At 30.9% G+C, this 26,434-nt stretch carries 34 protein-coding genes and 1 pseudogene; 18 read left to right on the top strand and 17 right to left on the bottom strand.

Features of this window, described 5'->3' with window-relative positions:
- The first annotated feature begins 45 nt into the window (after window positions 1-45).
- From DFR85_RS27855 to tsaA, 4 genes are read left to right on the top strand one after another with little or no spacing between them, the layout of a single operon-like run.
- On the top strand, window positions 46-1,584 hold the full coding sequence (locus DFR85_RS27855; protein ID WP_110271094.1) for an alkaline phosphatase family protein: 1,539 nt from the start codon (window positions 46-48) through the stop codon (window positions 1,582-1,584).
- A 5-nt stretch (window positions 1,585-1,589) separates the two neighbouring features.
- Window positions 1,590-2,120: a hypothetical protein gene (locus DFR85_RS27850; RefSeq protein ID WP_110271093.1), complete on the top strand. Its 531-nt coding sequence runs from the start codon at window positions 1,590-1,592 to the stop codon at window positions 2,118-2,120.
- Between the two features lie 52 nt (window positions 2,121-2,172).
- On the top strand, window positions 2,173-2,742 hold the full coding sequence (locus tag DFR85_RS27845; RefSeq protein ID WP_110271092.1) for an XdhC family protein: 570 nt from the start codon (window positions 2,173-2,175) through the stop codon (window positions 2,740-2,742).
- A 3-nt stretch (window positions 2,743-2,745) separates the two neighbouring features.
- Complete coding sequence (gene tsaA, locus DFR85_RS27840) at window positions 2,746-3,153, top strand: tRNA (N6-threonylcarbamoyladenosine(37)-N6)-methyltransferase TrmO (protein ID WP_110271091.1); 408 nt, start codon at window positions 2,746-2,748, stop codon at window positions 3,151-3,153.
- Here tsaA and DFR85_RS27835 read toward each other — a convergent pair.
- From DFR85_RS27835 to DFR85_RS27820, 4 genes and pseudogenes are all read right to left on the bottom strand, one after another.
- Window positions 3,150-4,184: a metallopeptidase TldD-related protein gene (locus tag DFR85_RS27835; RefSeq protein WP_110271090.1), complete on the bottom strand. Its 1,035-nt coding sequence runs from the start codon at window positions 4,182-4,184 to the stop codon at window positions 3,150-3,152. The genes tsaA and DFR85_RS27835 overlap by 4 nt on opposite strands.
- A 38-nt stretch (window positions 4,185-4,222) precedes the next feature.
- A pseudogene (locus DFR85_RS31965) lies at window positions 4,223-4,609 on the bottom strand (hypothetical protein).
- A 278-nt stretch (window positions 4,610-4,887) separates the two neighbouring features.
- On the bottom strand, window positions 4,888-6,003 hold the full coding sequence (locus DFR85_RS27825; protein WP_110271089.1) for an MFS transporter: 1,116 nt from the start codon (window positions 6,001-6,003) through the stop codon (window positions 4,888-4,890).
- Window positions 6,004-6,033: 30 nt separating this feature from the next.
- Window positions 6,034-6,348 carry a transcriptional regulator gene (locus DFR85_RS27820; protein ID WP_110271088.1) on the bottom strand — a complete coding sequence of 105 codons (315 nt, stop codon included), beginning with the start codon at window positions 6,346-6,348 and terminating at the stop codon, window positions 6,034-6,036.
- Between the two features lie 238 nt (window positions 6,349-6,586).
- Between DFR85_RS27820 and lrs14 the strand changes: the two genes are divergently transcribed.
- A complete protein-coding gene (gene lrs14, locus DFR85_RS27815) occupies window positions 6,587-6,967 on the top strand; it encodes an Lrs14 family HTH-type transcriptional regulator (protein WP_110271894.1) in 381 nt (126 codons plus the stop codon).
- A gap of 26 nt (window positions 6,968-6,993) precedes the next feature.
- On the opposite strand, the gene DFR85_RS27810 is transcribed toward lrs14, so the two are convergent.
- Window positions 6,994-7,407 (bottom strand): hypothetical protein, encoded by a 414-nt coding sequence (locus DFR85_RS27810; protein ID WP_246252884.1) that lies wholly within the window; start codon window positions 7,405-7,407, stop codon window positions 6,994-6,996.
- 55 nt (window positions 7,408-7,462) lie between these two features.
- On the opposite strand from DFR85_RS27810, the gene DFR85_RS27805 reads away from it, so the two are divergent.
- Window positions 7,463-7,783 (top strand): hypothetical protein, encoded by a 321-nt coding sequence (locus tag DFR85_RS27805; RefSeq protein WP_246252883.1) that lies wholly within the window; start codon window positions 7,463-7,465, stop codon window positions 7,781-7,783.
- Here DFR85_RS27805 and DFR85_RS27800 read toward each other — a convergent pair.
- The 3 genes from DFR85_RS27800 to DFR85_RS27790 form a co-directional block, all read right to left on the bottom strand.
- On the bottom strand, window positions 7,769-8,698 hold the full coding sequence (locus DFR85_RS27800; protein WP_110271086.1) for a zinc metalloprotease HtpX: 930 nt from the start codon (window positions 8,696-8,698) through the stop codon (window positions 7,769-7,771). The two genes, DFR85_RS27805 and DFR85_RS27800, sit on opposite strands and share 15 nt — an antisense overlap.
- Window positions 8,699-8,710: 12 nt before the next feature.
- Window positions 8,711-9,178, bottom strand: a complete 468-nt coding sequence (locus DFR85_RS27795; RefSeq protein ID WP_110271085.1) for a DUF2258 domain-containing protein — start codon at window positions 9,176-9,178, stop codon at window positions 8,711-8,713.
- A 79-nt stretch (window positions 9,179-9,257) separates the two neighbouring features.
- Window positions 9,258-9,965, bottom strand: a complete 708-nt coding sequence (locus DFR85_RS27790; RefSeq protein ID WP_162582791.1) for a hypothetical protein — start codon at window positions 9,963-9,965, stop codon at window positions 9,258-9,260.
- A gap of 281 nt (window positions 9,966-10,246) precedes the next feature.
- Here DFR85_RS27790 and DFR85_RS27785 point away from each other — a divergent pair, with 281 nt between their 5' ends.
- The 8 genes from DFR85_RS27785 (at window position 10,247) to DFR85_RS27755 (ending at window position 17,078) form a co-directional block, all read left to right on the top strand.
- Complete coding sequence (locus tag DFR85_RS27785) at window positions 10,247-10,747, top strand: hypothetical protein (protein WP_162582789.1); 501 nt, start codon at window positions 10,247-10,249, stop codon at window positions 10,745-10,747.
- 120 nt (window positions 10,748-10,867) lie between these two features.
- On the top strand, window positions 10,868-11,758 hold the full coding sequence (locus DFR85_RS27780; RefSeq protein WP_162582787.1) for a hypothetical protein: 891 nt from the start codon (window positions 10,868-10,870) through the stop codon (window positions 11,756-11,758).
- Window positions 11,751-12,377 carry an ATP-binding cassette domain-containing protein gene (locus DFR85_RS27775; protein ID WP_162582785.1) on the top strand — a complete coding sequence of 209 codons (627 nt, stop codon included), beginning with the start codon at window positions 11,751-11,753 and terminating at the stop codon, window positions 12,375-12,377. The genes DFR85_RS27780 and DFR85_RS27775 overlap by 8 nt, the downstream gene beginning before the upstream one ends.
- 149 nt (window positions 12,378-12,526) lie before the next feature.
- Window positions 12,527-12,802 carry a HEPN domain-containing protein gene (locus tag DFR85_RS27770; RefSeq protein ID WP_281351035.1) on the top strand — a complete coding sequence of 92 codons (276 nt, stop codon included), beginning with the start codon at window positions 12,527-12,529 and terminating at the stop codon, window positions 12,800-12,802.
- Complete coding sequence (locus DFR85_RS32340; protein ID WP_432417930.1) at window positions 12,780-12,917, top strand: HEPN domain-containing protein; 138 nt, start codon at window positions 12,780-12,782, stop codon at window positions 12,915-12,917. Before DFR85_RS27770 ends, DFR85_RS32340 begins: the two co-directional genes overlap by 23 nt.
- Window positions 12,893-13,243: a nucleotidyltransferase domain-containing protein gene (locus tag DFR85_RS27765; RefSeq protein ID WP_110271080.1), complete on the top strand. Its 351-nt coding sequence runs from the start codon at window positions 12,893-12,895 to the stop codon at window positions 13,241-13,243. The genes DFR85_RS32340 and DFR85_RS27765 overlap by 25 nt, the downstream gene beginning before the upstream one ends.
- A gap of 156 nt (window positions 13,244-13,399) precedes the next feature.
- Window positions 13,400-15,898 carry an aconitate hydratase AcnA gene (gene acnA, locus DFR85_RS27760; protein ID WP_246252882.1) on the top strand — a complete coding sequence of 833 codons (2,499 nt, stop codon included), beginning with the start codon at window positions 13,400-13,402 and terminating at the stop codon, window positions 15,896-15,898.
- On the top strand, window positions 15,864-17,078 hold the full coding sequence (locus DFR85_RS27755) for a ribonuclease FAU-1 family protein (protein WP_110271079.1): 1,215 nt from the start codon (window positions 15,864-15,866) through the stop codon (window positions 17,076-17,078). Before acnA ends, DFR85_RS27755 begins: the two co-directional genes overlap by 35 nt.
- Here DFR85_RS27755 and DFR85_RS27750 read toward each other — a convergent pair.
- Entirely contained in the window at window positions 17,065-17,220 is a 156-nt protein-coding gene (locus tag DFR85_RS27750; protein ID WP_110271078.1) for an AbrB/MazE/SpoVT family DNA-binding domain-containing protein, read from the bottom strand. The genes DFR85_RS27755 and DFR85_RS27750 overlap by 14 nt on opposite strands.
- Window positions 17,221-17,631: 411 nt before the next feature.
- Between DFR85_RS27750 and DFR85_RS27745 the strand changes: the two genes are divergently transcribed.
- Window positions 17,632-18,165 (top strand): hypothetical protein, encoded by a 534-nt coding sequence (locus DFR85_RS27745; protein WP_110271077.1) that lies wholly within the window; start codon window positions 17,632-17,634, stop codon window positions 18,163-18,165.
- Here the strand turns inward: DFR85_RS27745 and DFR85_RS27740 are convergent.
- The 3 genes from DFR85_RS27740 to DFR85_RS27730 are packed head-to-tail and all read right to left on the bottom strand — an operon-like array spanning window position 18,149 to window position 20,838.
- Window positions 18,149-19,297 carry a vWA domain-containing protein gene (locus DFR85_RS27740; RefSeq protein WP_110271892.1) on the bottom strand — a complete coding sequence of 383 codons (1,149 nt, stop codon included), beginning with the start codon at window positions 19,295-19,297 and terminating at the stop codon, window positions 18,149-18,151. The genes DFR85_RS27745 and DFR85_RS27740 overlap by 17 nt on opposite strands.
- A gap of 9 nt (window positions 19,298-19,306) precedes the next feature.
- Complete coding sequence (locus tag DFR85_RS27735) at window positions 19,307-20,140, bottom strand: metallophosphoesterase (RefSeq protein WP_110271076.1); 834 nt, start codon at window positions 20,138-20,140, stop codon at window positions 19,307-19,309.
- Entirely contained in the window at window positions 20,137-20,838 is a 702-nt protein-coding gene (locus DFR85_RS27730; protein ID WP_110271075.1) for an FHA domain-containing protein, read from the bottom strand. The genes DFR85_RS27735 and DFR85_RS27730 overlap by 4 nt, the downstream gene beginning before the upstream one ends.
- Before the next feature lie 65 nt (window positions 20,839-20,903).
- Between DFR85_RS27730 and DFR85_RS27725 the strand changes: the two genes are divergently transcribed.
- Window positions 20,904-21,977 carry a VWA domain-containing protein gene (locus tag DFR85_RS27725; RefSeq protein ID WP_110271074.1) on the top strand — a complete coding sequence of 358 codons (1,074 nt, stop codon included), beginning with the start codon at window positions 20,904-20,906 and terminating at the stop codon, window positions 21,975-21,977.
- Window positions 21,974-22,849, top strand: a complete 876-nt coding sequence (gene trm10 / locus DFR85_RS27720) for a tRNA (adenine(9)-N1)-methyltransferase Trm10 (protein WP_110271073.1) — start codon at window positions 21,974-21,976, stop codon at window positions 22,847-22,849. The genes DFR85_RS27725 and trm10 overlap by 4 nt, the downstream gene beginning before the upstream one ends.
- On the opposite strand, the gene DFR85_RS27715 is transcribed toward trm10, so the two are convergent.
- Window positions 22,831-23,145, bottom strand: a complete 315-nt coding sequence (locus DFR85_RS27715) for a hypothetical protein (RefSeq protein WP_110271891.1) — start codon at window positions 23,143-23,145, stop codon at window positions 22,831-22,833. The two genes, trm10 and DFR85_RS27715, sit on opposite strands and share 19 nt — an antisense overlap.
- A 40-nt stretch (window positions 23,146-23,185) precedes the next feature.
- Here DFR85_RS27715 and DFR85_RS27710 point away from each other — a divergent pair, with 40 nt between their 5' ends.
- A complete protein-coding gene (locus DFR85_RS27710; RefSeq protein ID WP_110271072.1) occupies window positions 23,186-23,902 on the top strand; it encodes a CoA-transferase subunit beta in 717 nt (238 codons plus the stop codon).
- On the opposite strand, the gene DFR85_RS27705 is transcribed toward DFR85_RS27710, so the two are convergent.
- The 4 genes from DFR85_RS27705 to DFR85_RS27690 all read right to left on the bottom strand — a co-directional run bounded on the left by DFR85_RS27705 (window position 23,883) and on the right by DFR85_RS27690 (window position 26,419).
- Window positions 23,883-24,632 (bottom strand): CoA transferase subunit A, encoded by a 750-nt coding sequence (locus tag DFR85_RS27705; RefSeq protein ID WP_110271071.1) that lies wholly within the window; start codon window positions 24,630-24,632, stop codon window positions 23,883-23,885. The two genes, DFR85_RS27710 and DFR85_RS27705, sit on opposite strands and share 20 nt — an antisense overlap.
- An 83-nt stretch (window positions 24,633-24,715) precedes the next feature.
- Complete coding sequence (locus DFR85_RS27700; protein ID WP_162582783.1) at window positions 24,716-25,321, bottom strand: class I SAM-dependent methyltransferase; 606 nt, start codon at window positions 25,319-25,321, stop codon at window positions 24,716-24,718.
- 33 nt (window positions 25,322-25,354) lie between these two features.
- Window positions 25,355-25,738 (bottom strand): CBS domain-containing protein, encoded by a 384-nt coding sequence (locus DFR85_RS27695; RefSeq protein WP_110271069.1) that lies wholly within the window; start codon window positions 25,736-25,738, stop codon window positions 25,355-25,357.
- 15 nt (window positions 25,739-25,753) lie between these two features.
- Window positions 25,754-26,419 carry a DsbA family oxidoreductase gene (locus DFR85_RS27690; protein ID WP_210433914.1) on the bottom strand — a complete coding sequence of 222 codons (666 nt, stop codon included), beginning with the start codon at window positions 26,417-26,419 and terminating at the stop codon, window positions 25,754-25,756.
- Window positions 26,420-26,434 lie beyond the last annotated feature (15 nt).

Raw genomic sequence — 26,434 nt, 5'->3', positions numbered from 1 at the left:
TGCACTATAATAAGAATTTAATAACTCTTCTTCTTTAATAGTTCTATGAAAATTGGTCTTATAGGATTAGCAATTACAGTATTATTTTTACTAAGCATACCTCTACATTCGTACTCAGACACACAAACTCCAATAAAGCATGTTATAATTATTATAGAAGAAAATCATTCTTTTGATAATCTCTTTGGAACGTATCCATTTGGCTATCCGCCTATAGTTAATAATATAACATTATCACTAATGGACCCAGAAGGTCTTTATACGAATTATACACAATTAAAGAAAGGTACTTTAAACTACGTTTCCGTTCCAAATGTACCATGGCTACCAGAATTGGGAAATTCTCATCCATATTATGCCGACGCTTATTCTACAGTAGATCCTTATGAAGGATGGAATTCTTATCATGGTGACTATTGGTTTGATACAGATGATGGATTTGTTTACTATTCTGGACCTCAATCAATGGCATACTTCTCCTATGAGCAAGAAGCTCCGCTATGGGATTATGCAGAAGAATACGTTCTCGCAGATAATTACTTTGCTCCAGTAATGGGATTAACAGAACCAAACAGGATAGCTTACTTAACTGGATTTCCTCCTAATTTTTACACGGACGATGCTAGTGGAACGTGCCCACTAAATTCTAGTATATTTTATCAACTTTCCTATTATAACGTAAGCTGGGGATATTACACTTATGGATATTCTGGAGGAATACCTTGGCCATTAAATGCATTTAATGGAATTTCTGAATACAAAAATCATTTCTATGGAATATCTAACTTTTATGAAGACCTTAAAGGAAATCTTCCTTCAGTATCATGGGTTATGTTCATAGGATGTTCGAATGACGAATATGATATGCATCCACCATATAATATATTAAAAGGAGAAAAAGAGCTTGTTAGTGTTATAAATGCAGTAATGCAGAGCAAATACTGGAATTCCACTGCAATTTTTATAACTTTTGACGAAGGTGGAGGATATTATGATCAAATAATACCACCTTCAATAAATCATTATGGTTTGGGCCAAAGAATACCATTATTGATAATTTCTCCATATGCAAAAGAAGGTTGGGTAAATAATTATACAATATCTGGGTACAGTATTTTAGGATTTATAGACTATAATTTTCATTTACCATATATAACCAACTTGTCAGAAAGAGGAGTTCACGGTATATTACAAAGTTTTAATTTCGATGTAAATCCTAGACAGCCTATAATATTAGAGCCTAATAACTGGACGTATCCTATAGCTTTACAGTATCCTATACATTATGGATATATAGCTACAGTTCCCAGCTATAAGGGATACGCAGAAGTGTATCCAGTACCAGAAATGATGTTCTTATTACCTCTTGATACAGTAGCTTTCGTTATACTTTTTATATCATTTAAAAAGAGAACTTTACTTAAGCCTGCCTTCTTGTTATTCACAATTTCACTAGGAATATCTGGATATATTTATGAGGTCAATAATATTTACCAATTTGTTAGCGAGTACTATTTTACTGCATCGTTCATAGGTTTTCTAATAGGCGGAGTAATGCTGGCTAGGATATACAGAAGAAGGTAAATGACATGAGTTGGGAAATTCCTTTTTTAGCATCATTTCTTCCATGTACTTTTGAGGGTATTGAAATGTCAATGTTTTCTTACATGGCAAGATCTAACGATAAGAAAATGGGAAATTTAGGCACTTTCTTTGGCGTAATATCAGTTTTTCTAATTAGCTATTTAATATATATGTTGCTGCCAATTTTAATTACAGATACTGCAGAATATCTCATGAAAATTATTTTAGGATTCTTTTTCCTGGGATTAGCTAGTTATTTCCTTTTTACCGATTATCCTACTCCAAAGGGTGCTTTTATTACTGGTTTAGTAGGAGTATTAGGAGAGGGAGTAGAAGTAAATCTTTTTGAAATATCGGCATATTTTATGACAGGAAGCGTTTTCCCTGCATTTATTGGTGGATCTGTTGGATTCTTATGGATACTCTTGTTATCTTATCTAATATATCCTAAAATTCCTCATGAAATTATGAGGAAAATTGCTATAGGTATACTTTATACTGTAGGTTTTGTAATACTTACTAGTGGTTTAGTTTAGATTTTTAAAATCAAGAATTACGTTTTTATTCAAGCTTTCCGTATATTATATCATGAAAATAGTTATTTTTGCATCAAGCAAAGAGGCAGAAATGGAAGAACCAGTAATATGTGATAGAGATACAGTAAAGGTCGACGAAAGTAAATGTACTGGAAGAACAATTTCTGTAGCGCCTTATGTTGCTAAACATCTTAAAGATCTAGGTTATTACGTTATAGTAGTAGATCCGTTTGCTGGTGATTATGAGGCAGATGAAGTCATAAAAGGAACTACTTTCCAAATTCCAGACGAAATTGTAAAAGATAATTATGTCCTAATAGCAACAAAACATGTTTATGATACGTGGGCAATTATAAAGTCAATACTTGGCGGAGCTAAGGAAATAGCAGTTGTGATGAGCTTGAAAAGAGCCAAAACTATATTAAAAAGAGTAATTGAAGCGGGAATAGATAAAGATAAATTAAGAAAACTACGAATACCTGCTGGTCTAGATATAAATTCTAAAAATGAAAAAGATATAGCGTTTAGTATAGTATCTGAAATATTGATGGTAACTAAAGGAGGAACTGGATTACCATTAAGAGATATTAAAGGATTTGAAAAATTACTGGAGGATCTATAGGCATTGAATCTAATACCCATAGGTTATGTGAGAAGAAATGAAGGAGCATCTAGACATGAGCCCGTAAATATAGTGATAGATAAAGATTACTCAGAAGGATTAAGAGGCTTAGAAGAATTTTCTCATTTATTTATTATATATTATATGCATTTATCTTCGCTCAAATCTCTCACGAGAGAGTGTAATGGGAAAAACATAGGTATATTCTCAACTAGGAGCCCAAACAGACCAAATCCTATTGGAATTTCAGTAGTGGAACTATTGAATATAAAAGAAAATACATTAACAGTTAAAGGTATAAATGCATACAATGGCACGCCTGTTTTAGATATAAAACCGTATGATGATTGGGATTCTATTAATAATCCAAAAATACCGTCATGGTATAGATCATGCCAAAAATATTTCTAGTATAGTATTGGTCTAGCGTGAATTCTAATAAATGGAGATATACCCCCGTGCTCCTCGTCTATAATAACATTCTTAGTTTCCCTTGATATTCCGTCTATAGTAAGAAACTCTTGGAAAGGAATGGCAATTTCTCTTAGAATAATACTTCCATTTCCAATTAGAATAGATTCTCTTGGCACTAGTCTCACGCTGTTCTTTACTATTTCTGTAGATTTAGCTCCAAGAACTAAAATACCGTTTTTTGTATCTTCTATCATTTCTTGAAATCCCCAATCTCCTCTTCTTATTTCCAAAGTAAAATAGTCTGGTTTAGGTATTATTCCTCTCCCATTACCAGGAGTTCCTAGCTTTGTAGTTAAAGTACCTAGATAGTCTAAAACATACCCGTCTCCTATTATTTCCTTTTTCCTGGCTTTTGTTCCTTCATCGTCAAAAGCATAGAAACCTACTGAAAAAGGATTTTCAGGATTATCATAGATAGATAGATCTGAGAATAATTTTTCATTCTTTTTAACTCTGGGAGAATCCCCTTTTAATAAGGAGAAAATCTCGTGGAAAACTTTTGCCGATGCTTCGGGATCTAAAATTACTGCGGTTCTATCTATACTCCATATCCTTGTTAGGGATCTAGGAGTTTCAATTTTCAAATAGTCTAAAACCGCACCTATGTCTCTAGGAGACCCAGTAAATGCGAAAAGATTTCCATTAAAATTAACATAATTAACTATTTTATCTTCCTCACAAATTTTATCTTTGTGTTGTAATCTTCTTTTGACTCTTTTGACAGTTATCTTAACACCTTCTATAGTAAATCTTCTTATTATATCCTCTACTTTTTCCCAATCTTTTACTTCTTCCCTAATGAGACTTGTACAATCAAAAGGTATATTCTCGTCTGTTCCTTCCCCTATTATCCACTTGCCATTATTTAGATATTTATTTACAGAAATTACTCTGTTATATCTATATATACCAAAACCTTGAGAAGAATTTTCGGCTTCTATAACATCCTCATATAACTCATGCTTCATATATTAAAAAATGATTTTCTTAAGAAAAAACTTGTTATCTATTTTCTATCGAATTTCCATAGTACTAGGGATAGAGCTAGTAATATTACATCGAGTGCTATTGAAATCTCTACATACGGGTTTACTGGAAGCACTTTCCCTACGAATAACGCTGGTGCTGTTCTAGTCTCTGTAAGTAACGCTAAATCTATTGCATAGAATATTGCAGCAGGTAGATATAACGATCTAATACCTTGAATAAAAGCTACTGCGGCTACTATAGCTAAAGACGCTGTAAATCCGAAAAATATTCTATAGATTAAGGTTGCCGTAGGATTAGGTAAAACTGCAGATGTTAGATCTAGATGTACTCAAGCCCATAATGCCGATAGTAACATTGCACTCCATCGTAGTCCTATTTTTTGAATTCCTAAACTGCTTGACATATGGAAATGTTATCTTATATTTAAAAATATTTTTCCCCAAATCATAAGTTAGATTAAAAAATAACTGAAGAAGAAGAAATATGATATAAATGTATAATATATGCAATATAAGTTAAAAATACGCCGAAAATTATTCTATAATATAATAGTATTTTGTATATGTTTAGTGAAGTAAGTTATCAGAAATTTCAAACTTAAATCGTATCTAAAACTTAACATAAGGTTGTTAATCCTTTGCCAATTAAAAACTATACCCAAATCATAGGCTGTTTTAAAAGTTACTGGCTAACCCTTATTAAAGAGTAAAATATTACAGATAACAGTGTTATTAAACCCATAAATATCCATAAAAATCTAAAGCCTAATGACGAAATTATAATAGCTGAGAGGAATGAGCTTAATATTCCGCTCGATTGCCAGAAAAAATTAGCGAATCCTGTTACGCTTCCGCTATTTTCTTTACCTATTTGCGCTACTGCAGTAGAATTAGCTGGGGTTATTACAAATCTGATCAGACCCATAAAAGATGCTATTATTCCTAAAAATATTGCAAAATATACAAAAGATATTGATATAGTCAAAATACCATATGGCGAAATAAATAATATAAATACCTTTCTGACTCCTAGTAAATTGATAATCTTTCCAGAAACTATTGTAGAAAAAATTCCTGGTAAAGCGGTTAGAGAGTATATTACACCAGAGATATAAGGATTATAAACTGTTTCTAATAAATATTTGTAAAGAAATAAAGCTATACTCCAGTATGAGAGAAAAAATAGAAATCCGCCTATAGCTATCATTACAACACTTTTGTCTCTAATAATAGTAAAACTTGAAGACTTATGCGAAGTAGCATAAGGTATCTTTAATGAATATAATGCTGAAGATATAGATATTATCGATATTATAAAATATCCCCAACGCCATCCTATTGAAGTACCTACAAATGGAAGTACGTCTCCAGCTAAAACCAGAGACAGTGGCCATGCTAAACTATAGTAACCCATAGCTATCGCAAGCTCCTTTCCTTTAAAAAAATTAGAAATCATTTTTATTGTAACTGGATAAATCCAGCCAGCAGATAAGCCCATGATAAAGCTGGCTATAAATTCTTGGATTATATTCACTGCTAATCCAGAAATTAATGAAGAGATAAATATACCCAATAAAGAGGTAAAAATTATTTTCCTAGTTCCAATTTTATCAGAAAGTATACCAGCAGGTATCTGAACTGATACATAACCTATAAAAAATAAGGTAAAAATTATTCCATCATCTTCTATAGTAGGCTTTAAGCTAGAAAACGGAGATAGTATACTCCATGCTAATCTAGAAAAGTAAGACAAAAAGAAAGCAATGCTACTAAAGGCCACTATGTCCTTATTCTTCATATACTATAAAATACTTAAAATAAAATAAATTTAGGTACAAGGTTGAAGTCCGAAAACTTTCCTAGATTTTGAGCATAATATACAGAAACTAGTAGCTTCTACAACTTCTCCTGTAGATAATCTACTTGTTACACCTTCTATCATATCTCCAAGTTCCTCATCTTGAAGTATCATATTTACTTTTTTATCGTTAACATGCCTTTCATAGGCAGTAGTAGAAATTCCTACAATCTTTACGGCTTTCTTTACTGGAATCCCTTTCTTAACTAGAGTTTTTATTATAGCGGTCCTTAAATAGGGAATTACCTTCGTATATGATTCTTCGCAATAAGTTTTCCATTCCATACTTTTTACTTATTTTTCATGATAAAAAAATCGCATATATATAATAGAGGAGAAAATATTTAACTCTGTTAATTTAACACCGTTCTACGTCAATTATATAAATATGTACTTTTATACATAAGTTCACAAATAAGTAAAGATGTTTTCTTAGCTAAAGTACATAAAAGTATATTTTTTTATACATTAGAATGTATAGTTTTTTTAAGTTAAAAAACACATTATGTTAATAGGATTAAAAATGTCAGAAAGAATAAGATTTCCAGATGGTAGAGAAGTAGACATTCATGAGGTAATAGCGTTTCTGTACGGACTTTCAAAGAGCGACGTTGAAGTACTACATCTACTCATGACAAAAGGAAAGAAATTAGATACTGATGAATTAGCAGGATCTTTACACGTAACTAAGGCATCAATAAGTAAATCAATAAATAATCTACTCTACAAAGGATTAATAAATAGAGACAAAGTAGTCGATCAAACAAAGCAAAAAGGAAGACCTAACTATGTATACTGGGTAAATAATGAAGAATTATACGGTAGATTAATACAAGATTTGAATAAATTGGTTGATACTGTAAAGAAAGATTTACAATCTCACGTACAGACTATCCCAGCGTAAATTTTATATAAAAAAGTAGATTTTTGTTAAGAGTTTTCTTTTTTAGTTTCTTCTTGTTTTTCTTTCTTTTCTTGAGCCATTTCCGTATCTCGCTTAGTTTCGCTTGCCGGTTCAGGTTTGCTTTCTACTTGATATTCCCTATTTTCAGCCTCTTTCTTTTCCTTTTTAGCTTCCTTCTTTTCCTCTTTCTTTTCTGCCTTAGGTTTCTTTATTCGTTCTTTTTTAACCTCAAAAAATAGTTTTGTAGAATCTCCTCCTTCGCATTGAGTAGTATATACATCTCCAGAAGAATTTAATTTAGAGCATTTAACGTCATACTTTTTACTCATGCCATTAATAAATTTCCTAACATTTATGAGATGCCTAAATGTAAGTTCCTTGGTCTCTTCTTTATCCTTAATTTGTATTTTGGCCTTAAGGTGATATTTAAGAACTTTCATAAATTTACCCTCTCAAGTAAACTTATAAGGTTGTCTAGAATTATATATTATCAATATGAACATTATGGTAAGTAGTGTTGGGCTATCTTCAATAACTACTAGCGACGTAGTTTCACTAATAGTAGCTTTCGTTTTAGGGTTATTAGTAGGTTATTTAGTAAAAAACATAGTTAAAGTAGGGATAGTTATTCTTGCTATAATTATAATACTAGTTGCAATAGGAGCTATATCGCCATCTAGTATTCAACACGGATTAATGGATTTAGGAGTATATGCTACCAAAGCAGAAGATTATGCTTCTAAATATGTTTCTTTATTACCGTATAATTCTATAGCCTTCATAATTGGTTTCGTAATAGGCTTAGTAAAGGGATAATAGCTCAAATATCATTTTAACTCTTTTAGCTGGATGAGGATGAGTATCAAATATATCAGAAAAAGGTGAGATTTTTTTATGTAACCATTCTTCCAAAAGGAGATTTGGATCATTTGACGTAACTTTAACTGGTGTTGCAGTTACAATAATTCCAGTAAATGGATCTATTCTAATATTTTTCATATATATTTCTATTTTGGCAAGTGCGGTAGCAAGATAATATGCCCTTTTCCCTAAGATTTTTACAGAATACATATCGGCATATGACTCTCTCAATCTATTAAACCACAGGACGAATATTTGAATAAAAAATGTTATAGCTAACATTAAGGATCCTAACGAAATTAATATAATTGCAAAAATAATATCGGAAATATCCTCTATAAAAAGGAAGAAAATTAGACCTGTATTGATTAAAAGCATTCCTAGATAGCCGATTATTGAAGGAACTAAACCTATAGCCATACCTATTTCAACATCTGCATGCTTTATATGACCTATTTCATGACCTATAACTGCTTCTAATTCTTCAGGAGTTAATATGGAAAGTAATGGCTTGGTTATTCCTATTCTTTTTCCAGATACATAATTTCCATAAGCAAAAGCATTAGGGAAAGGCTCATTTACTATAAATATTCTAGGTGTTTTAATATTACTTTTTCTCGATACATTTTTAACAATAGAATAAACCCAACTATAATAAGGATCTATAGGAGTAACCTCGTACGCATCCCTTGCTACAAGATATGGTGATATTAACCATTGTATTAACCATAATAAACCTAAGAAAACACCTATCAAAAATAAGGGCAACCTTAAGATGCTTACAATAAGTGAAATTATTACTATTTCAGAAATTATAGTTAAAATAATTGAAACAAAAATTTTTAACTTTAGTTCTGATTCAACACTCATTAATCCTCAAAGTTAAAAGTTATTTACGGCTAAAAGCTCTTGTAACTTTTGTCTTATTGTAGAAATTTCGGATTTCAATTTTTCGTTTTCTTTAGCAATTTCTTCATATTGCCTTTTACACTCATCTTCAGTATAGTATCTCTGAATTTTTACATCATCAAAAAATATTTTCTTCTTATCAGCATCATAATGAGCAGTTACTGTAATTCGTATAACGCTAAGCTTATCTATTTTTCTGTTTATTATCTCATCGTAAAGTTTCTTATTAAGCTCTGAAACATCTCTTATAATAATATCCTTTGGTACCATTTTACTTAGCGACACTAAAGAAACTCTTCTCAATTTATCCGCATATCTAGCTGCTATTATTAAACCTGTAGAAATCTCGAATTTATTTCCTCCAAGTGCAGTAGTTCTAGGCGTTAATTGTTCATATTCCTCAGCTCTTTCCATATCTCTATTTACTTCTTCTGTGGACATAATTGAAAATTCTCTATAATAGTAATAAATCTTTCTTCAATCAATGTTTTTTGTATAACGTATTTGTTTAGTATAAAAACTATACTTCTATTCTATCCCCTTCATTCGTAATAAGATATACTTTATCATTTAACAGAATTTTACTTAATTTACCCTTAGTTAATTCGTTTATTTTAATGGGAGAAGGAAAAGGTATATGTATCTGTGAGTTAATTTCCTTGTATATTTTATTTAAACTCCACAACGTAATAGGCATTCTCACTTTCCTTAAATTTACAATGTCGTCGAAAGTTGCACATTGCATATTTAACTCTTTACATGCATTATCAAGATCTTTGTTACTTAATGGGATCATATCGTGAGTTAAACAATATTTCCACTGAATTAATGACCTAAAACTCTTGTATGCGTTTGAAAGAGAACTAATCTGATCGCCTCTAAAGAATCCTTCAATACTCATCTGAAGAAAAGAGACTATTTGTTTCTTTAATCTTTCACAAGTTTTTTGTGTCTTAATGAAAGTAGCATTAATACTCCCACATACTACTTTAGAATCAAAGATTATATAGTAGCATAATGGCTCACCTTCTGAACATATTTTTTGTAAATCGTTCTCGCTCAGAACTACAGGAGAGAAATCGTTACTAGCTAATTCTATAAGTAATGATTTATCTTCAGTTATTGCAAACACATTAATGTCTGAAACTCCTTCAATGTAATCCTCCCGAGTATAAGAACCAAAATATCCTATAGATTTTACTCGTCCACAAAGTTCTGCTATATCCATATAAATAATAGAATTGTTTGACATAAAATAACGTTAATCTTTTCAAATACTTATGGAACTATCTAATACCGCCAAAAATAAAATAGATATATTAAACTGTTTTTTCTTATAATTACGATATAGTTGAAAATCTTTTATTTCGTTAGTTAATAGTTTTAACAATAATATTTTATTTAAACCTATATATATATTGGGTTGAAGAAAATGTTTTAGAGAGTATGAATCTGAATATCGTTAAAAATAATATAAGAATTATAATATTGTCAACAATAATAGTACTTATGGTATTAGTATTTTTCATACCATCAATTCCTGTAATGGCAGTAGGATACAATCCGTATTTTGCATGGAATAGTAATACCGTTTCTATAGGAGGAGCAAATAATGGATTAGGACAAGAATATTTTGGTTGTGATGGATTTGGATTGACTACTATTCACTTTGATGTACTAACTAATTATTCCTTAAATGGTGTTACAATGCCAGTTTTTAAGATAACTGGAGAGAAAGGAGACATAAGTGGAAATCCTAAGATAAGTGAAGCTCGCCTGCTTGGAGCACAAATGTATTATGCAGAAGTAGATTGTATAAAATTCGTTGGTGTTAATAGTGGAGATTGTGTAGGATGGTATATTCATCAGTCTGTACCAGATAACCATGAACTAGTATATCAGTATGATTATGGTGTTGCAGAATCCATAAACACTCCAGAAACTCCTCCATGGGCACATAACATTCTAGGAAATGTGTACAATGATGAAGCGTTCTGTATATATAACTAAAAGTGATGCGAGTTGAGGAGTACATTAATTATAAAAAATTTTTTCTTAAGAAAATCTTTATTGAAAACATCTATATTTTTAATTGTAATCCTTTTTCTAATATCTTTCTTTATGAGCTCTATGATATTATATGTAACAAGCTATGAAGGAGATATACATGAACTTAGTTTAAAAAATACTTACATGATAAATATTAACAATGATACAAAATATATAGAGAATATCTCAAAGTTCTACATAGAATACGGTACTGCATGTGTTAAAGTAAATAATCTAAATACTCCGGTATATGTTTATCTTACAAATAATCTTTCAGAATTAAATATTCTGTTTAATTTTAGAGATTACATCTTTCAAGGAAAATTTCCACAGTACGGTCTATATGTAGCTTCTAATATGGCACAGTACATAAAAACTCCAATAGGCCATGATTTAAGAGCAAATATACAGTCCTTAAAGAATATTAATACAACTATAAAATTTGCAGGTATTCTGTATTTGAACTTTTACTCGGGAAATTTTCTGGTGCTCCCATTAAATTATTCAAAATATATTGCATCTGGATTAATTGTTTATTCTAATAGATATATAAATACAACTAGCGGAATAGATATCTCCGGCATAGTTCCTAATATCTCAATTATTAGTGATTTATTAGAATGGATAAATGGATTAACATTAGTTTCAATACTAGTATCAGTATGGTATATCTTTTCAGAACGAAAAAATATGAAAGAGATATTATGGTTATTTATAATAAATGGAGTTGAAGTAAAAGATGCTTTTAAGAAGCTTGTTCCAGTATTTTTACTACTCTCTTTTATTTCTATAATTCCATTTGTTATAGAATATTTAACGGTAAGTTATTATTATTTTCCATTTATGAACTATGTAAACGTTCTCATCAAACTAATTTTTATAATACCGTTATCAATATTAATAGAATTATATACGCTAAATTCTGTATATAAGGATCCATATAAAAATATAAAGGTGAGGGATATTGATTGACGTAGAACTAAATAAAGTTACAAAATCATTTGGGAAAGATCGTGGAATATATGATATTAATATAGAAGTAGAAAGAAATACTAAAACATTGTTATTGGGACCTAATGGTGCAGGTAAAACTACGATATTATATTTAATTTATGGTATTTTAAGACCAGATTCTGGATATATTAAGATTTTAGGTAGAGAACCTAATATAGAAATGAGGAAAAACGACGTCTATATGTTAGAAGAATTACTAATCTTCATAGAGAGAGCTACAGTTAGAGAATTCATAGATTTCGTTAAATCCTTAAGATATTTTAATGACCAATTATTTGATTTAATAGATACATTCAATATTAACACTAATCTTAAAGTTTATCAATTATCTTCTGGTCTAAGAAGACTATTAAAAATATCATTAGCACTCTCTTCTGGAGCCAAGGTTCTTCTGCTTGATGAACCGACTTCTAACCTAGATATAGATAATTCCAAAAAAGTGTTTTCGTTAATTCAACAATATGATGGGACAGTAATTTTCGCTTCTCATGATCCTGAAGCTATCAACGCTGCTGAATCCATTGTGCACATTAGAAATGGAAAACTAGAGTATACAGAAAAAAGAAATAAAAATTAGAAATATTGATTTTAATTTAGTTAGGATTAGTATTTTTATTTATTTTTTATAATTATTATTTATAATCAACAATCTTTTTCTACAAATTTGAGTAGAGCATAATACGTAATGAAGATGAGATTTTTAATTTAGCTACATATTTTTAAATAATGAGAGAAGAAGCCGAAAAATGGTTTAAGCAAGCCATAGAAGACCTTTCTACTGCAAAAGATACGATAAATACTGGGCATTATTATGCAGCAGTATTTTGGGCTCAACAAGCTGCAGAAAAGGCTCTAAAATCACTATTATTGAACTTAGGAAAAACTATTCGTAGTCATGATCTAAATGAACTTTTAAATATCATTAAGACTGAGTCTTCTATATCTGTTGATGAAATAAGAGATGATGTGAGAAAGTTAACTGTTCAATTATACGATATCTAGATATCCAGACGTTGCAAATAGCCTACCTGCAGAGCTTTACTCTAAGGAAGATGCAGAAGAGCTGGTAAGAAGATCAGAGAAGGTGGTAACATGGGTAAGGCGAAATCTGCAATAGATAGTCAAAGAGAAATGATAAAAAGAGCTAAGGAATTCATTGAAGATGTAAAAAAAGAAATAAGAATTGAGAATGTTTATATTGTTGGCTCTAGGGCCAGAGGAGATTACTTAGATAAAAGCGATATAGATCTAGTTATAATATCGAGAGACTTTGAAGGTATGAAATACACTAAAAGATTAGAAATGTTAAGTAAATACATTAGACCAGGATTAGAATTCTTTGCATATACTCCAGAAGAATGGAACAACTCCTCCTCTTTATATGTAAAAGAGATGAAGAAGGAGGCAAAGAGATTAGACGAAATAATAACAGAAAATTATTAGAAGAATATAAAATATGCATAATGTAATTTTAGGAATTTTAGTTATTATTATTTAAAAATTTATTAGATAATTACTTATAAATTATTTATAAGTAAAATGATTTATTAAAACCTTTACAAAATCATTGTTTATAAGGTTCAAATATGAATGATGAATATGCAAAACAAAATTTCTTTAGGAGATTTTTCACTTTATTCTATAAAAAATTTAGGAATAGATGACTATCCTTACTCAGCAAAAATATTAATAGAAAATGTACTGCGAAATTTAGGGAATAAAACTTCACAAGAAGATTTAGATAGAGTTATTAAATGGGAAGTAGGGAAAGATTTAGCTTTCCTTCCTACAAGAGTCATTATGCAGGACTATACTGGAGTTCCCCTTTTGGTAGATCTAGCAGCAATGAGATCTGAATTCCAACGGATAGGGAAGAATCCTTCTATAGTCAATCCTGAAATTCAGTCTGACCTAGTTATAGATCACTCGGTTCAGGTCGACTATTATGGAACTGAATATTCATTAGAATTAAACATGAGAAAAGAATTCGAAAGAAATAAAGAGAGATATCAATTCCTAAAATGGGCTCAAAAATCTTTCGAAAATTTGCGAATAGTACCACCAGGGAAAGGTATAATACATCAGGTAAATTTGGAATACCTAGGTAAAGTAATAGATGTTAAAAACGGAATAGCTTATCCAGAAATAGTTATAGGGACAGATTCTCATACAACGATGATAAACGGTCTAAGTATTCTGGGATGGGGCGTAGGAGGATTAGAAGCTGAAGCTGTAATGCTTGGAGAACCTTACTTTATGACAATACCTCAAGTTATTGGTGTAAATTTAGATGGAGAAATTAGAGAAGGCGTAACGCCTACAGACATAGTGCTTTTTATTACTGAGAAATTAAGGAAAAAAGGTGTAGTTGGAAAATTTGTTGAATTCTTTGGACCTGCGATTTCTTCTCTTTCAGTGCCAGACAGAGCTACAATATCAAATATGGCACCAGAGTATGGCGCTACTGTAGGTTACTTCCCAATAGATGACCAAACTATAAAATTCCTTAAGGCTACTGGGAGATATTATGAAATTGTAGAGAAATATGCTAAGGCACAAGGACTCTTCTATGATAGTAAAAATCAAATTAAATATAATGAAGTTATAGAAATAAACCTTAGTGAAGTAGAACCTTCTCTTGCAGGTCCTAAAAATCCTGATGAAAGAATATCCTTAAGTAATATGAAAAATTTTGAAATAGGTAAAAAGAGAGGAAAAATTGTAGAAGATGGAAGTGTAGTAATAGCTGCTATAACTAGCTGTACAAACACTTCTAATCCTACTGTAATGATAGGAGCTGGAATACTAGCTAAAAAAGCAGTATCTTTGGGATTAAGATCAAAAAGCTATGTAAAAACGAGTATGGCCCCAGGATCGCCTGTAGTAGCAAAATATCTGAGAGAATCTAGACTTTTACCATATCTTGAAGCACTAGGATTTCATATAGTTGGATTTGGGTGTACCACATGCATAGGTAATGCAGGACCTCTACCCAAAGATGTTGAAGAAGACGTAAGAGAAAATGGTATAGAAGTATATGCTGTAATAAGTGGAAACAGAAACTTTGAGGGAAGAATAAATAAGTTATTAAAAGGTACTTTCTTGACTTCTCCAATATTAGTTGTAGCATATTCTATTTTTGGGAAAATAAATATGGATGTAGAAAAACCTATTGCCTTAGATCCTAACGGTAATCCAGTTTATTTAAAGGATATATGGCCTTCAATGAAAGAGATAAGCGAATACATGAATTTAGCTCTAAATCCGGGATTCTTTAAAGAACAATATTCTACAATATTTGAAGGAGACGCAAACTGGAATGAGCTTTCTATTTCCGGTACAGAAACTTATTCATGGGAGAATAGCACTTACATAGTTGAACCACCATGGTTTAAGGAAAAGAAGAAGTTTACAGAAATAAGAAACGCAAGGATCATAATGCTACTTGGAGATAAAATAACAACTGATCATATATCTCCGGCTGGCCCTATTTCCCCCGATTCCGATGCAGGAAAATACTTGATTTCTCTGGGGGTTAAAGAGTTAAACACATTTGGATCAAGGCGAGGTAATCATGAAGTAATGCTTAGAGGTGGTTTTTCGAATCCTAAAATCAAGAATTACATGGTAAATAGAGACGGAGGCTATACTGTTCATTATCCTGATGGAAAAGAAGGTTCAATCTACGAAGTTTCAATGATGTATAAAAATGAAGGAATACCATTAGTAATTTTTGCTGGAAAGCAATATGGGTCAGGTAGTTCCAGAGACTGGGCAGCTAAAGTTACTGCATTACTAGGAATAAGGGCAGTAATAGCAGAAAGTTTTGAAAGAATACATAGAAGTAACCTGGTTGCAATGGGAGTTATACCAATAGAAAGCGTTAGCTGGAAGGAAATGGGTTTAAAGGGAAATGAAAAGGTCAATTTATATTTTGACATTAAACCTAAGTCAGAGGCAAAGATAGAAATTATTAGTGAAGAAGGAATAAAAACATTCAAAGGGTTAGTTAGAATAGATACTGAGGCTGAAGTTAAATATATCAACTCTGGAGGGATCTTAAATTTCGTCTTCGAACAACTTAAAAATAAGGATTAGGGGTATTTATGCTACAGCTCTTACTTATTTAGCTAAAGAAAACTTTAATGTAGTTCAACAAAGCCCTCAAATTGCGTTAAGATTTAATGAAAATATAAGAGAACTTCCTGCAGACGTTACAATAAAAGATACAGAAGATGGAAATATCATAGTAATTGGTAAAGATATAGGAGATTTTTTACATAATATTTTCAAGTATTCTGTAATTTGGAAATCTCCTATAAAACTCTATTCAGTAATTAAGACCGAGGATTGTAAATTTATGAATTATGAAGTTGACCCTTGTATTGATGAAGGGCTTGTTATAAAACCTCCATATGAAGGAAGAATCTTGCTTTCTAAACCTAAAGCTGTGGGTAAATATGCTTTCGTTTGGAGAGAAAATGGCAGGACGTACTTTTCTGAACATGTTCATGATAAAAATAGGCTATTAAAGTTAAGTTTACCATTTAATAAAAAAGGATACAATATTAAGTGGAGAAGTAATGCAGATTATGCTCAAGATATTGATTTGAAAGCAGAAATAGAAAGATTAATTATGAATTATGATACTAACACGTTTAACCAAGGAGAAGATTTCTATTTAATAATACCTTCATTACAAGATAAGATATTCTTAGACAGTATAAGAAGTAAAGTAATAAAGACGCAAAAGTTTCATCATATGTTAAAACTTAGTTTTTCTGACGTAGATGAAAGAAATGTTATAGATATGCTAAATGAACTAATAAAAGACTTCATGGGAATAGACCACGTAAAAGTCAATAAAAAAGCAATAAGACTAAGAGGAGGAAAGGTGATTAAAAAAGAAGTCACAGAAGATGGATATAAAATTTTGCTAAGAAGAGAAATTTCTCCAAATGGAGTTTATGATGGTCTTAATGTCCTAAAAGAAGAAGGAGATTACGATATAATGGAGATAGATTCTTCAAAATGGTATGAAGTTCATAACTATTATTCTAAAGATGGTAAACTAAAGGGAAAATATATTAACATTTCAACTCCTCCAGAACTTCTTAAAGGTAAAATAAGATATGTTGATCTGGAGATTGATATCGTTGAGAGAGATGGAAAAAGGGAAGTTATTGACATGGAAGAATTTGAAAAAATAAAAAATAACTTGAGTGAAAATTTACAAAAGGAAGTTAAAAAAATTATTGATAACTTTACTGCTTTATAGGAACTATCTTTACTGAATTAGATTGATCATCAAAAACTACTTTTACTAGATCTCCTTCTTTTATTTGGAATTTTTGTCTAATTCTTGCTGGTATTGTGACTTGATAGTTTCTACTTACTTTTACTATATCTTCGACTGTCATTTTTTCTCAGTGATTATATTACACTCATAGTTTATAATTTTTTCTATAATACATTTTAGCAGTAATATGAATGGGCATAAAAAGGAAATCGATATATAGAAAAATACGTCGTTGAGTTTAGAAATGATATCCTTTAAAATTAGGTAATAATACTTAATTAAATCATTATATTTATGGTAATTTTTTATAAATGTCTAATACCTTAAAAAGTATTTATTTTCCTGTGTAAAATGTTAATAATAAATAATGTATCTGTTTAATTTGCATGATAACTTATTTTAGATATCCCTTTTATATTACGCTGTTATTCGAGATAATGTTTAAACAAAAAAGAATAGTATATCATAAACCAAACATATTAAAGTAGAATTAAATGAAAGACAAATTAACTTAAAAAACGAAATTTTAATCATGAGACTCTTTGGGATTAATGTTGATTCTCTCATTACTCCTGAAACTAGGTTTATAGTTACTAAGAAACGATTTCTCAGTAGCTTTGGAGACGAATATCCATCATTCATCTCTCTCAATGAAGATAAGAAAATAATTAGAGAATTAATTATCTTATCTAAACCTTTCTTTAAAGGTCATGAAATCCAATTGGGATATGAATACTCTTTGACGTCTAACGTCGATGGAAAACTTAATTCCTTAGTTGGTAGTAATAAAATAGTTTTAGGAATTAAAGCTAAAAAAATGTCTTATGGTATAACTACAGAACTAAGATTTTTAGGAATTAAAAACAAACCAAGTAAGCTACTGATAATGCATGATGTCCCAATAGTAGCTTCAAACAGAAAAGAACTTCTTGCAAACATTAAAGATTTTATGGCTGAATGGGCTTCTATAACTATTAACAATATACCATGCATTATAAATGGATTTGAGAAAGTGAAAATTAAGGTTAATACTATTGATGTCGATTATGCTAGCTTTCTCCTCTAAGTTTTCTAGTAACTTCACTAGTTACTTCTTTTGACAGCTTTTTAGTTTGTTCAACTGTACCTATTCTTTTAGTAGTTTCCAGGCTACTTGAAAGCCTTTTTGTAGTTTCAATCAATTCTATCCTTCTAGTTTGTTGGGCAAGTTCATTCATTTTATCTAAAGTTCTTGTGGCCTCTACTAAATTACCTGCCTCTACATCAGAAGAATATTTTTGCAATGCGTTATAATATTCATATTCAAATGTAAGATCCTTATTTACTCCAGATACAAAAGTTTGTTGATCTTTTGCAGGTGTTAAAGAGACTATACTCATCAACGCTTGTTGTCTTTGAGATGACGGATCTTCATAATTTAGTTTTATTGTCATAAAATTACCATTATAGTTTGGTGGAACATTAGTTTCGCCTAAGATTTTGACTACGCCTTCTAGAGCATTAATCTTTATGGGAGGATCAGAATAATTTAAGATTTTTACTGGAGCCTCTGAAATTATGTCTATAACAATATTTTTTCCAGCTATTTTAGTCTTTGCGGCTTTAGGTAAATTTTCTGGAATTTGCATAGGATCGTCAACATGATATAATTGTCCACTAGTTCTATCAGCTAATATTTTTAAAATACTCTCATTATAATCTTCTCCTAATCCAAAAGAGATAATTTGAATTCCTTCAGGGATTACTATTTTTCTGTATGTACCTTCAACTGTTTCATCTGTGGGATTTCCGTCAGTAAGGAGAACAATATAACTTGGCATTTCGTGTTTTCTAGCTAGATTAAATGCTGTAAGTAATGCGGTATAAAGAGCCGTTTGTCCACCAGCTTTTAAGGATATAATTTCTTCAGAGAGATCTTGAGGATCGGTAAATTCCTTAATTACGTTAACATGTGAGGAGAATGTAATAAAAGTGACTTTATTTCCTTCTGGAATTCTTTTAAATAGTTCTATAGCTCCTGTCTTTGCACTATCCAGTTTCATTCCTTCCATAGATCCGCTAGTATCTAGCAATATGATATAATGAAATCCTGAAGCTACAGAAACTTTTTCTGGCACTAAAAGAATTTTAAATATCATCTTAACGTTGGCATTAAATGAATATTTGTGACTAGTTTCTACACGCATAGAAATGGTCATTTTTATCACCTAATATGGTATATATTCATAGTTAAAACTCTTTTTTTCTTCATTCCAGACTAAAGCACCGGCTCTCATGCCATGATAAGCGCTTGAGAATACGGTTATAACTTTTAAGCCCTTTTCAGAATTTATAATGTCTTCTCTAAATCCATCTGCTACCTCATGAGCCCTTATTATCCCATTTAAGCTATTATCCTCAAGAAATTTTTCTGTAACATCCCTGCCATAAAAATACGTTCCTTCCCCTCTTATATTGGGTACAAATCCATCTAATTCCTCTCTAGGATCGTTCCAAAGTATCTCAAAGGCTATCTCATTATCTGGATTCTTATCTGGTTTTGGAAGACCCTTAATTTCTTCTACTTTATTTAGGTGTCTTGCTATTCCTCCATGAACTATCAAATAGTTATTAAAAAGAGCAGCATAAGGCATTCTAGAAAACATTTCAACAAAATATGAGTAATACTCCTCATTTCCGAGTTTTTTCTTTACCTCATTAAAAAAACCATAATACATATTGGTTAGCGGGCTTTCATGATTTCCTCTTAATAATATTACCTTATTTGGATCCTCAAGATGTTTTTTTAATAATATTTCTAAATTTTCTATACCATTAGGTCCCCTATCAACGTAATCACCAATAAATACAAAAAGATCAGCGTCTGAATAATTTTCAAAGACATATTTTGTTATACAATCAGCTCCATGCGTATCTCCAACAAAAACAGCCTTTTTTACACTTGGAAGATTTAATAATAATTCTTCTGAATCAAATTTATCAATAGACTTCTTTACTAAATCTAAAATATTTTCGATTTTAGTATATTCCATCAAACTCATTCTCTCACAATTTTTATTATAGTATTGTTACCAAGCTTAATTATGGAATTTGGCTGAATTTCTGTTTTCCCTTTTATTGGCTGAAACATTTTACCATCGTAGACATATGTTCCATTGGTACTGTTAAGGTCCTCTATAAATAAGTTTCCTCTTTCTAGAGATATTATTGCATGTCTTCTAGATACTTCTGCATCTGGTATTACAATTACATTTTCAGGACTTCTGCCTACGGATATATTTTCAAATACTTCGAAATCTAACGGAACTTTCATTTTATTTAGTGCTGAAGCAGAAGTAGCTATGAACTGTATATAATACTTCCCAGTAGTTTGTACTTCAGTTTCAACTGGTTTGCTCTCAACCTGTATTTGTGATGACTGGCTTTCAACAGAAGGATTTTCGGTTTGGGATTGTGATTGTTGTGGAGATTCTTGTGGAGGCTGTTCTAAATTTTGAGGTACAGCTGCTATCTCAGATTGATTCGCTTGTTCAATAGGCTGTTCTGATGGTTGATTTTCGCTAGCTTGTGGAGAATTCTGGGGAGTCTCTATAGCTGATTGCTGCTCTAATGATTGTTCAGGCTTTACTTCTGGAGTTTCATTTGTTGATTGAACTTCTGGCTTCTTTGTGCCACATTGAACACAAAAAAGAGCATCATCAGAATTTTCATATCCACATATAGGGCATTTCCATGTCATGTTTTGTATATTGTATATAAAGCTTATTAAGGATTTCTACGTTATAGTATAATGGTATAGAAAACTTGACAATCTCATTAAAGATAAGGTATTCAAATTCTTTTATTAATTATAAGAAAACTACTGAAATAGGCTTTATAATCTATGCTGTACCAGAATCTGTGGCAAAGATAAAAAATACTCATTTTATAATAGCTATTGATAATAGCCCTTCTATGGTTAAAAATGGAAACCTGGATATTGCATTAAAATCTGCTGAAAAATTACTAGAAACGTTACCGCAAGGAAATACAGTAACTATTATCGAATTTTCAAATCATCCAAAGATAATGTACAGCGGAGCTACTGGAATAAAAGTAAATATCAATAAAGAATCTGGAGCTACGACTAGATTTTACGAACTAATAACATTCATAATGGCTATGGCTTCGCAAAATCCTATACCGACAAAAGTAATTTTACTAACAGATGGAAAACCCATAGATAAAAGAAATATAAAAGACTATGAAAAACTGAATATTCCAAAAAATATGGAGATAATATCTATAGGAATAGGAAGTGATTATAACGAAACTATCCTTAGTCTGTTAGCAGATAAAACTTCAGGAATCTTTTATCATATAGACGATCCTTCTCAGTTACCTACACTCTTTGAAGAGCAAACAACAAATAATGTTCATGCACTTAATCTTTCTATAAGTGTACCTCAAGGATTTTCCCCACTTAATTATGATATGCCAATTAAAATACCTATAGTAGATAGATTAATCAGTGTGTATGGAATTTTAACTGTCCCACCAGGAGATAAGGATTACCCAGTAAATATAATAGCAAACTACGATGATCCAGTAACATCGCAAAATAAGTCTCTTTCATATTCTGTAGTTTTAAAAAGGGCTAATGAAGACGTTGTAAACGCTAACTTAAACAAGGAAGTTGATGCAGAAATAAAATATTATAAATTGTTAAGAGATTATACTGAAGCACTAGAAAAAGGTAAGGAAGCTACTAAAATAATGACAGAACTAAAACAAGTTGCTGAAGAAACTAGAAAAGAAGACTTAATAGAATATACGCAGAAAATGACAGGAGACGCAAAAACTGATTTATCTGCTGCTACCAGAAAGATGAGGCAATGATATTAGGAAAAATACTTGCCAAAAATCTATTGGATCAAGGTATAAATTCTATATATTATAATGCAAATAAAAGGCCATTTTTACAGAAAATTGCAGTAGACATTTTATTAAAGGATTTAGGAATAGTAAAAGGAGATTTTTACGGATTTTTAGCTGACGAAGAATGCGGAATAAAGATTCTGAAAGGAAAAGGAAAGGAAAAAAGTAATTTTTCTCTAGCTAAGAATGGGAAAGATATTCTCGACAATTTTCCTAAAACTCCACTTTTTATAATAGACATGGGATTCTGGGATAAACACTCAGAAAAGGAAAAGAAGAAATTAATATTACAACTATTGCTATCCATATCCACCATTAGAAAACATCTATGGGATTATAATATTTCAGTAGAACATCCTCCCCCCAATTTACATGAAAAATTAGGGATACAGAATAAGATAAGATATAAGGCTTCTCCAATAGGTAAAACTATTGTACTAAATCCCTATGGAGATGTAGTAGCTGATGAGAGCATTATAAGGAATACTGACACATTCATTATTGGAGGAATTCTTGATAATACTGGATGGAAGAACGCTACTACAGAGTTATCAGAAAAATTTCATTATAATTATCCACAAGTTAGAATAGAGTTAAAAGGTTCAAGAGTTGGAGTTCCTGACAGAATTAATAAAATTGTAAATATTATTTTAGATGTGATAGAAGGAAAAAGCCTAGAGGATTCAATAATAGAAAATCAATCTAACGCAGATAAATACTTAAGACTACTAAGGGATGGAGAAAGTAACCTGGAAGAAGGAGCAAGATGGCTTAAAGCTAATGAAAAAGTAATTAAAATGGCTAAAAAAGTATTTCAGTCAAACTCAGCCTGAATCTTCTTCTTACCCTCAATAAGCTTTCTTGGAAATGGATATCTATCAATTTCTTCTATATTTATACCTTTTTTCTTCAATTCATTAATAGCGCTTTTAAGATCATCAACATGCGTAGCAAATTTTACTAAATCTTTAATTTCATTTAATACCTTATCATTAGTTCTAAATTTCTCTGCACTTACAGCATTCCAGTTATTTCCATTTTTATAAATGAATACTATATCTTGAAAATATCCTTCAACTACATGATTTATTCCAGATATAAAGTAATCCTGGTATTTATAAACTACCATACTATAAACATTTATTTTATAGTTTAAGGATTTAACTATCATGAAAATTGACTATGTTATTAAGGCAATTTCTCTTGAGCTTGAAGATGGAGAAAAGGTTTACGTTGGGCTCAATTCAATTCCTGCAGTAATTGCTGCATTTATGGCACGAGATCTATATAAAAGAAAAATAAGGATTTTAGGAGTTGCAGAAGCAGATAATCCAAAAAGAATAGAGATCTCCCCATCTACCGGAAGTCCGTTCTTTATAGAGGAATCTCCGGTAATGACCACTGTTGACTCTTTTGATTTAGCACAAAAGGGGTTACTGGACGTAATGTTCTTAGGTCCTGTCCAGATAGATGAAGAAACTAACGTTAATCTTTCAGTAATTGGAGACTACTTTAAACCTAAAGTTAGATTACCTGGAGGAGCAGCTACAGCGTATATAATGCCATTGGTAAAAAAAGTGATTTTATGGAATTTAAAACACTCTAAAAAATCATTAGTAAAAAAAGTTGATTTTGTTACTGGAAGTGCAAAATTCTCAAATAATAAAGTAGTTATTGTAACAAATTTAGGTGTTTTAAAATATGATAGAGATAATAAGTTATGGAAGATCACTGGACTTTATCCTTTTAGTAGTGTGAAAGAAATTCATGATAATACTGAATTTACTGTTAAGGCAGAAAATCCACAAGTTATAGAACTAAACAAAGATGAGGAAGAGTTTATAAAAAATATGGATCCTTATGAACTTAGGCTTGCCCTAGAATAGATAGAATTTTTTCATAGTCGGCATCATAAAGCGGATACATACTAGTAGGTTCTGCTCCTTTTGGGGCATGAACTACTGCTGATACGTATTCAGAATTTATAGTTGGTCTTTTTCCATAAAAATAACTTTTCGGAACTATTTCCTCTGCAGTTATTATTACTTTTTTAGCAGCTTTTGCCTTAAATTCGTCTTCATAAAGAGGACCTTGAATTTCACTATTTCCTTCTTCATCTGCTTTATTGACATGTATTATTGCAACGTCTGGAACTATTGCCTTAACGAGAACAATTTTCTCCCCAGAAAAAGGATCTTCTGACACTTTCCATGTACCTTCTTTTTCATGAAGAGAAACTAGACTAGAACCTAAGACTCCTCTAACCGGCATAAATGGAATTCCAAATGCTCCTGCCCTTATTCCTGCCATAAAGGCACCGCAAGTATCTTCAAGAATACTTATCTCGCCTTTTTCAATTTTCTCCCTAAAATTAGGAAGCATACCAAACCATTCTAAAGTTGCCATAGCTACCCTAACTTTTGATACTACATTATATTTCAGAAGAACTTCCAGACCTAGACCTGGCTCTCTATCCACGAAGTTTAAATTTCTTACATTACTATTTACTAAAGCATAAATAAATGCCATAGGATTTCTATGTATAGACATTCCACTTATCGTTATAGTATCTCCATTCTTGAGTAATTTTACAGCCTCGTTAATATCAAGAATCATTTTCACACCTTATTTATTCTTTACTTCTAATATAATAATATATTTGCATAAACTCCTGAAAAAACTGCTTAGAGTTTACCAAATTAGTTTCTAATCTTTTTGGCTTTTATTATCCAGAAATTATCTTTTATTTGCGCACTTTCTATATAAAATTTTAATAAAAATTTCAAAGAATCTCTAGGATCTATTCCTCCAAAGACCTGATCCCTTATTATAAGGTAAACTCTACCGCCTATTTTGAGTATTCTATTAGCTTCTCTCATTATATCATAATCTAATACTTCGTAAAATAGTATCTCGTCTATTGAAGAATCTCTAAAAGGGAGAGGATATATAGCTTGTAAAGAGTTATGTTGATGCAAGGTAGATATACATGCTATTTCACCTATCTCAGGGCAAAAACCTACAGTTACAGTCTTACCTTTAAATTTTATACTTGGAAAGTTTTCAAATAGATTCTCTGATCTAATTATTTTGTTTCCATCTATTACGTAATCAGCCGTTAACGATAAAAGATTCCTTTCACCATATAGAAAAGAGTTACCTATTATAAAATTTGAATATTTTAATAATGAACTCCTGTTTAATCCTGTATTTATTTCTTCATAATCTCCATCTATCGAAACTATCTTTTCCGCATTCCACAATGAAGATAAAGCATTGCCCTTCATTAAAAGCGTTAATCTCACAGTAAAAAATTATCTATCTTATTATAAATATTTTTATCTATTCAGATCTTGTACTGCTTTTGATGCATCCATTATTGAAAACATTCCTATTATCTTCCCTTCAGAATCTTTAACTGGTAGATGTCTTATTTTTCTTTTTGTCATAGTTTGAATAGCTACCATAACGTCAGTGTTAAGATCTACGATTTCTAGATCTCCCCATGTAGAAGCTAGTTTTACGTCGTCTGACGGAGAAAATCCTTGCGCAAGAGCTTTTACAGCATCCCTATCTGTGAATATTCCCTTCGGTTCTCCATTTTCAGTTACTATTACTGACCCTACGCCTCTTTCCATCATTAGTTTGCATACTTCTTGGAGTGATGTATTACTTTCTACTTGAAATACAGGAGTAGTCATATATTCTTTTACAGATACCATGGTGGTATATTCTCTTCATTGTTCCCAATAAGCTTTTAGTTCAACGTTTTTAGGTTCTCCATTTTTTTCTAAGTCTTCGATAACTTTTCTTAAATATTCCTCAGATTGCAAACCTCTTATAAGCCATTTATCATTAATGAGAAGAGCCGGAACTCCTCTTATACCCATGGCCTTTGCTTCTTCTTCGTCTTGTATTACAGCTAATTTGGCTTTCTTTGATTTAAAATCTTGAATAAATTTCTCTACATCAAGATTAACTTCCTTAGCTATACTAATTAACACATCATCGTTTGTTACATCTTCTCCTTCTATAAAGAATTTTTCTTGAGCTTTACTAAAATAATCCCAATGTCCTTCATCACCTTTTTGAAACTCCGCTGCCTTACATGCCATTAAAGGAGGAAGAGACCAAACATAACCTATCTTTCCTTTAGATATAGGTTTATCGGGATCGTAATCTTTTAGGTATCTGGTTAATATATTAAATTCGTTTTTAAAAACTTCTCTAGCATCAGCCTCTGTTGGAGCTATAGCTTTCAAATCCTCTAGAGAAGATATCATCATAAACGCTTTGTGCTTTATCTTGAGATCTTGATAATCTTTTACAATATTTTTTAATCTCATTGATGTCAGGAAGCAAAAAGGACAAAGCACGTCATGAAAGAACTTTATTTCTATCATGTTACTTCTAATGAC

It is taken from the genome of Acidianus brierleyi, from assembly GCF_003201835.2.
GTDB classification, from domain to species: Archaea; Thermoproteota; Thermoprotei_A; order Sulfolobales; family Sulfolobaceae; genus Aramenus; species Aramenus brierleyi.
The sequence above is the reverse complement of the archived record's forward strand: the minus strand, read 5'-3'. Positions and strand labels throughout refer to the sequence as shown.

What these genes read in the sequence shown, in the direction of transcription:
- DFR85_RS27705 (WP_110271071.1), bottom strand. Translation starts at nt 24,632, where the DNA reads ATGATTCTTGATATTAACGAGGCTGTAAAATTACTCAAGAATGGAGAT.
- DFR85_RS27710 (WP_110271072.1), top strand. Translation starts at nt 23,186, where the DNA reads ATGAAAATTGACTATGTTATTAAGGCAATTTCTCTTGAGCTTGAAGAT.
- DFR85_RS27735 (WP_110271076.1), bottom strand. Translation starts at nt 20,140, where the DNA reads ATGAGTTTGATGGAATATACTAAAATCGAAAATATTTTAGATTTAGTA.
- DFR85_RS27740 (WP_110271892.1), bottom strand. Translation starts at nt 19,297, where the DNA reads ATGACCATTTCTATGCGTGTAGAAACTAGTCACAAATATTCATTTAAT.
- trm10 (WP_110271073.1), top strand. Translation starts at nt 21,974, where the DNA reads ATGATATTAGGAAAAATACTTGCCAAAAATCTATTGGATCAAGGTATA.
- DFR85_RS27795 (WP_110271085.1), bottom strand. Translation starts at nt 9,178, where the DNA reads ATGTCCACAGAAGAAGTAAATAGAGATATGGAAAGAGCTGAGGAATAT.
- DFR85_RS27770 (WP_281351035.1), top strand. Translation starts at nt 12,527, where the DNA reads ATGAGAGAAGAAGCCGAAAAATGGTTTAAGCAAGCCATAGAAGACCTT.
- DFR85_RS27790 (WP_162582791.1), bottom strand. Translation starts at nt 9,965, where the DNA reads ATGGATATAGCAGAACTTTGTGGACGAGTAAAATCTATAGGATATTTT.
- DFR85_RS27785 (WP_162582789.1), top strand. Translation starts at nt 10,247, where the DNA reads ATGGTATTAGTATTTTTCATACCATCAATTCCTGTAATGGCAGTAGGA.
- DFR85_RS27695 (WP_110271069.1), bottom strand. Translation starts at nt 25,738, where the DNA reads ATGGTATCTGTAAAAGAATATATGACTACTCCTGTATTTCAAGTAGAA.
- lrs14 (WP_110271894.1), top strand. Translation starts at nt 6,587, where the DNA reads ATGTCAGAAAGAATAAGATTTCCAGATGGTAGAGAAGTAGACATTCAT.
- acnA (WP_246252882.1), top strand. Translation starts at nt 13,400, where the DNA reads ATGCAAAACAAAATTTCTTTAGGAGATTTTTCACTTTATTCTATAAAA.
- DFR85_RS27730 (WP_110271075.1), bottom strand. Translation starts at nt 20,838, where the DNA reads ATGACATGGAAATGCCCTATATGTGGATATGAAAATTCTGATGATGCT.
- DFR85_RS27835 (WP_110271090.1), bottom strand. Translation starts at nt 4,184, where the DNA reads ATGAAGCATGAGTTATATGAGGATGTTATAGAAGCCGAAAATTCTTCT.
- DFR85_RS27715 (WP_110271891.1), bottom strand. Translation starts at nt 23,145, where the DNA reads ATGGTAGTTTATAAATACCAGGATTACTTTATATCTGGAATAAATCAT.
- DFR85_RS27750 (WP_110271078.1), bottom strand. Translation starts at nt 17,220, where the DNA reads ATGACAGTCGAAGATATAGTAAAAGTAAGTAGAAACTATCAAGTCACA.
- DFR85_RS27805 (WP_246252883.1), top strand. Translation starts at nt 7,463, where the DNA reads ATGAACATTATGGTAAGTAGTGTTGGGCTATCTTCAATAACTACTAGC.
- DFR85_RS27820 (WP_110271088.1), bottom strand. Translation starts at nt 6,348, where the DNA reads ATGGAATGGAAAACTTATTGCGAAGAATCATATACGAAGGTAATTCCC.
- DFR85_RS27810 (WP_246252884.1), bottom strand. Translation starts at nt 7,407, where the DNA reads ATGAAAGTTCTTAAATATCACCTTAAGGCCAAAATACAAATTAAGGAT.
- DFR85_RS27850 (WP_110271093.1), top strand. Translation starts at nt 1,590, where the DNA reads ATGAGTTGGGAAATTCCTTTTTTAGCATCATTTCTTCCATGTACTTTT.
- DFR85_RS27745 (WP_110271077.1), top strand. Translation starts at nt 17,632, where the DNA reads ATGAGACTCTTTGGGATTAATGTTGATTCTCTCATTACTCCTGAAACT.
- DFR85_RS27800 (WP_110271086.1), bottom strand. Translation starts at nt 8,698, where the DNA reads ATGAGTGTTGAATCAGAACTAAAGTTAAAAATTTTTGTTTCAATTATT.
- DFR85_RS27690 (WP_210433914.1), bottom strand. Translation starts at nt 26,419, where the DNA reads ATGATAGAAATAAAGTTCTTTCATGACGTGCTTTGTCCTTTTTGCTTC.
- DFR85_RS27765 (WP_110271080.1), top strand. Translation starts at nt 12,893, where the DNA reads ATGGGTAAGGCGAAATCTGCAATAGATAGTCAAAGAGAAATGATAAAA.
- DFR85_RS27780 (WP_162582787.1), top strand. Translation starts at nt 10,868, where the DNA reads ATGATATTATATGTAACAAGCTATGAAGGAGATATACATGAACTTAGT.
- DFR85_RS27855 (WP_110271094.1), top strand. Translation starts at nt 46, where the DNA reads ATGAAAATTGGTCTTATAGGATTAGCAATTACAGTATTATTTTTACTA.
- DFR85_RS27845 (WP_110271092.1), top strand. Translation starts at nt 2,173, where the DNA reads ATGAAAATAGTTATTTTTGCATCAAGCAAAGAGGCAGAAATGGAAGAA.
- DFR85_RS27825 (WP_110271089.1), bottom strand. Translation starts at nt 6,003, where the DNA reads ATGAAGAATAAGGACATAGTGGCCTTTAGTAGCATTGCTTTCTTTTTG.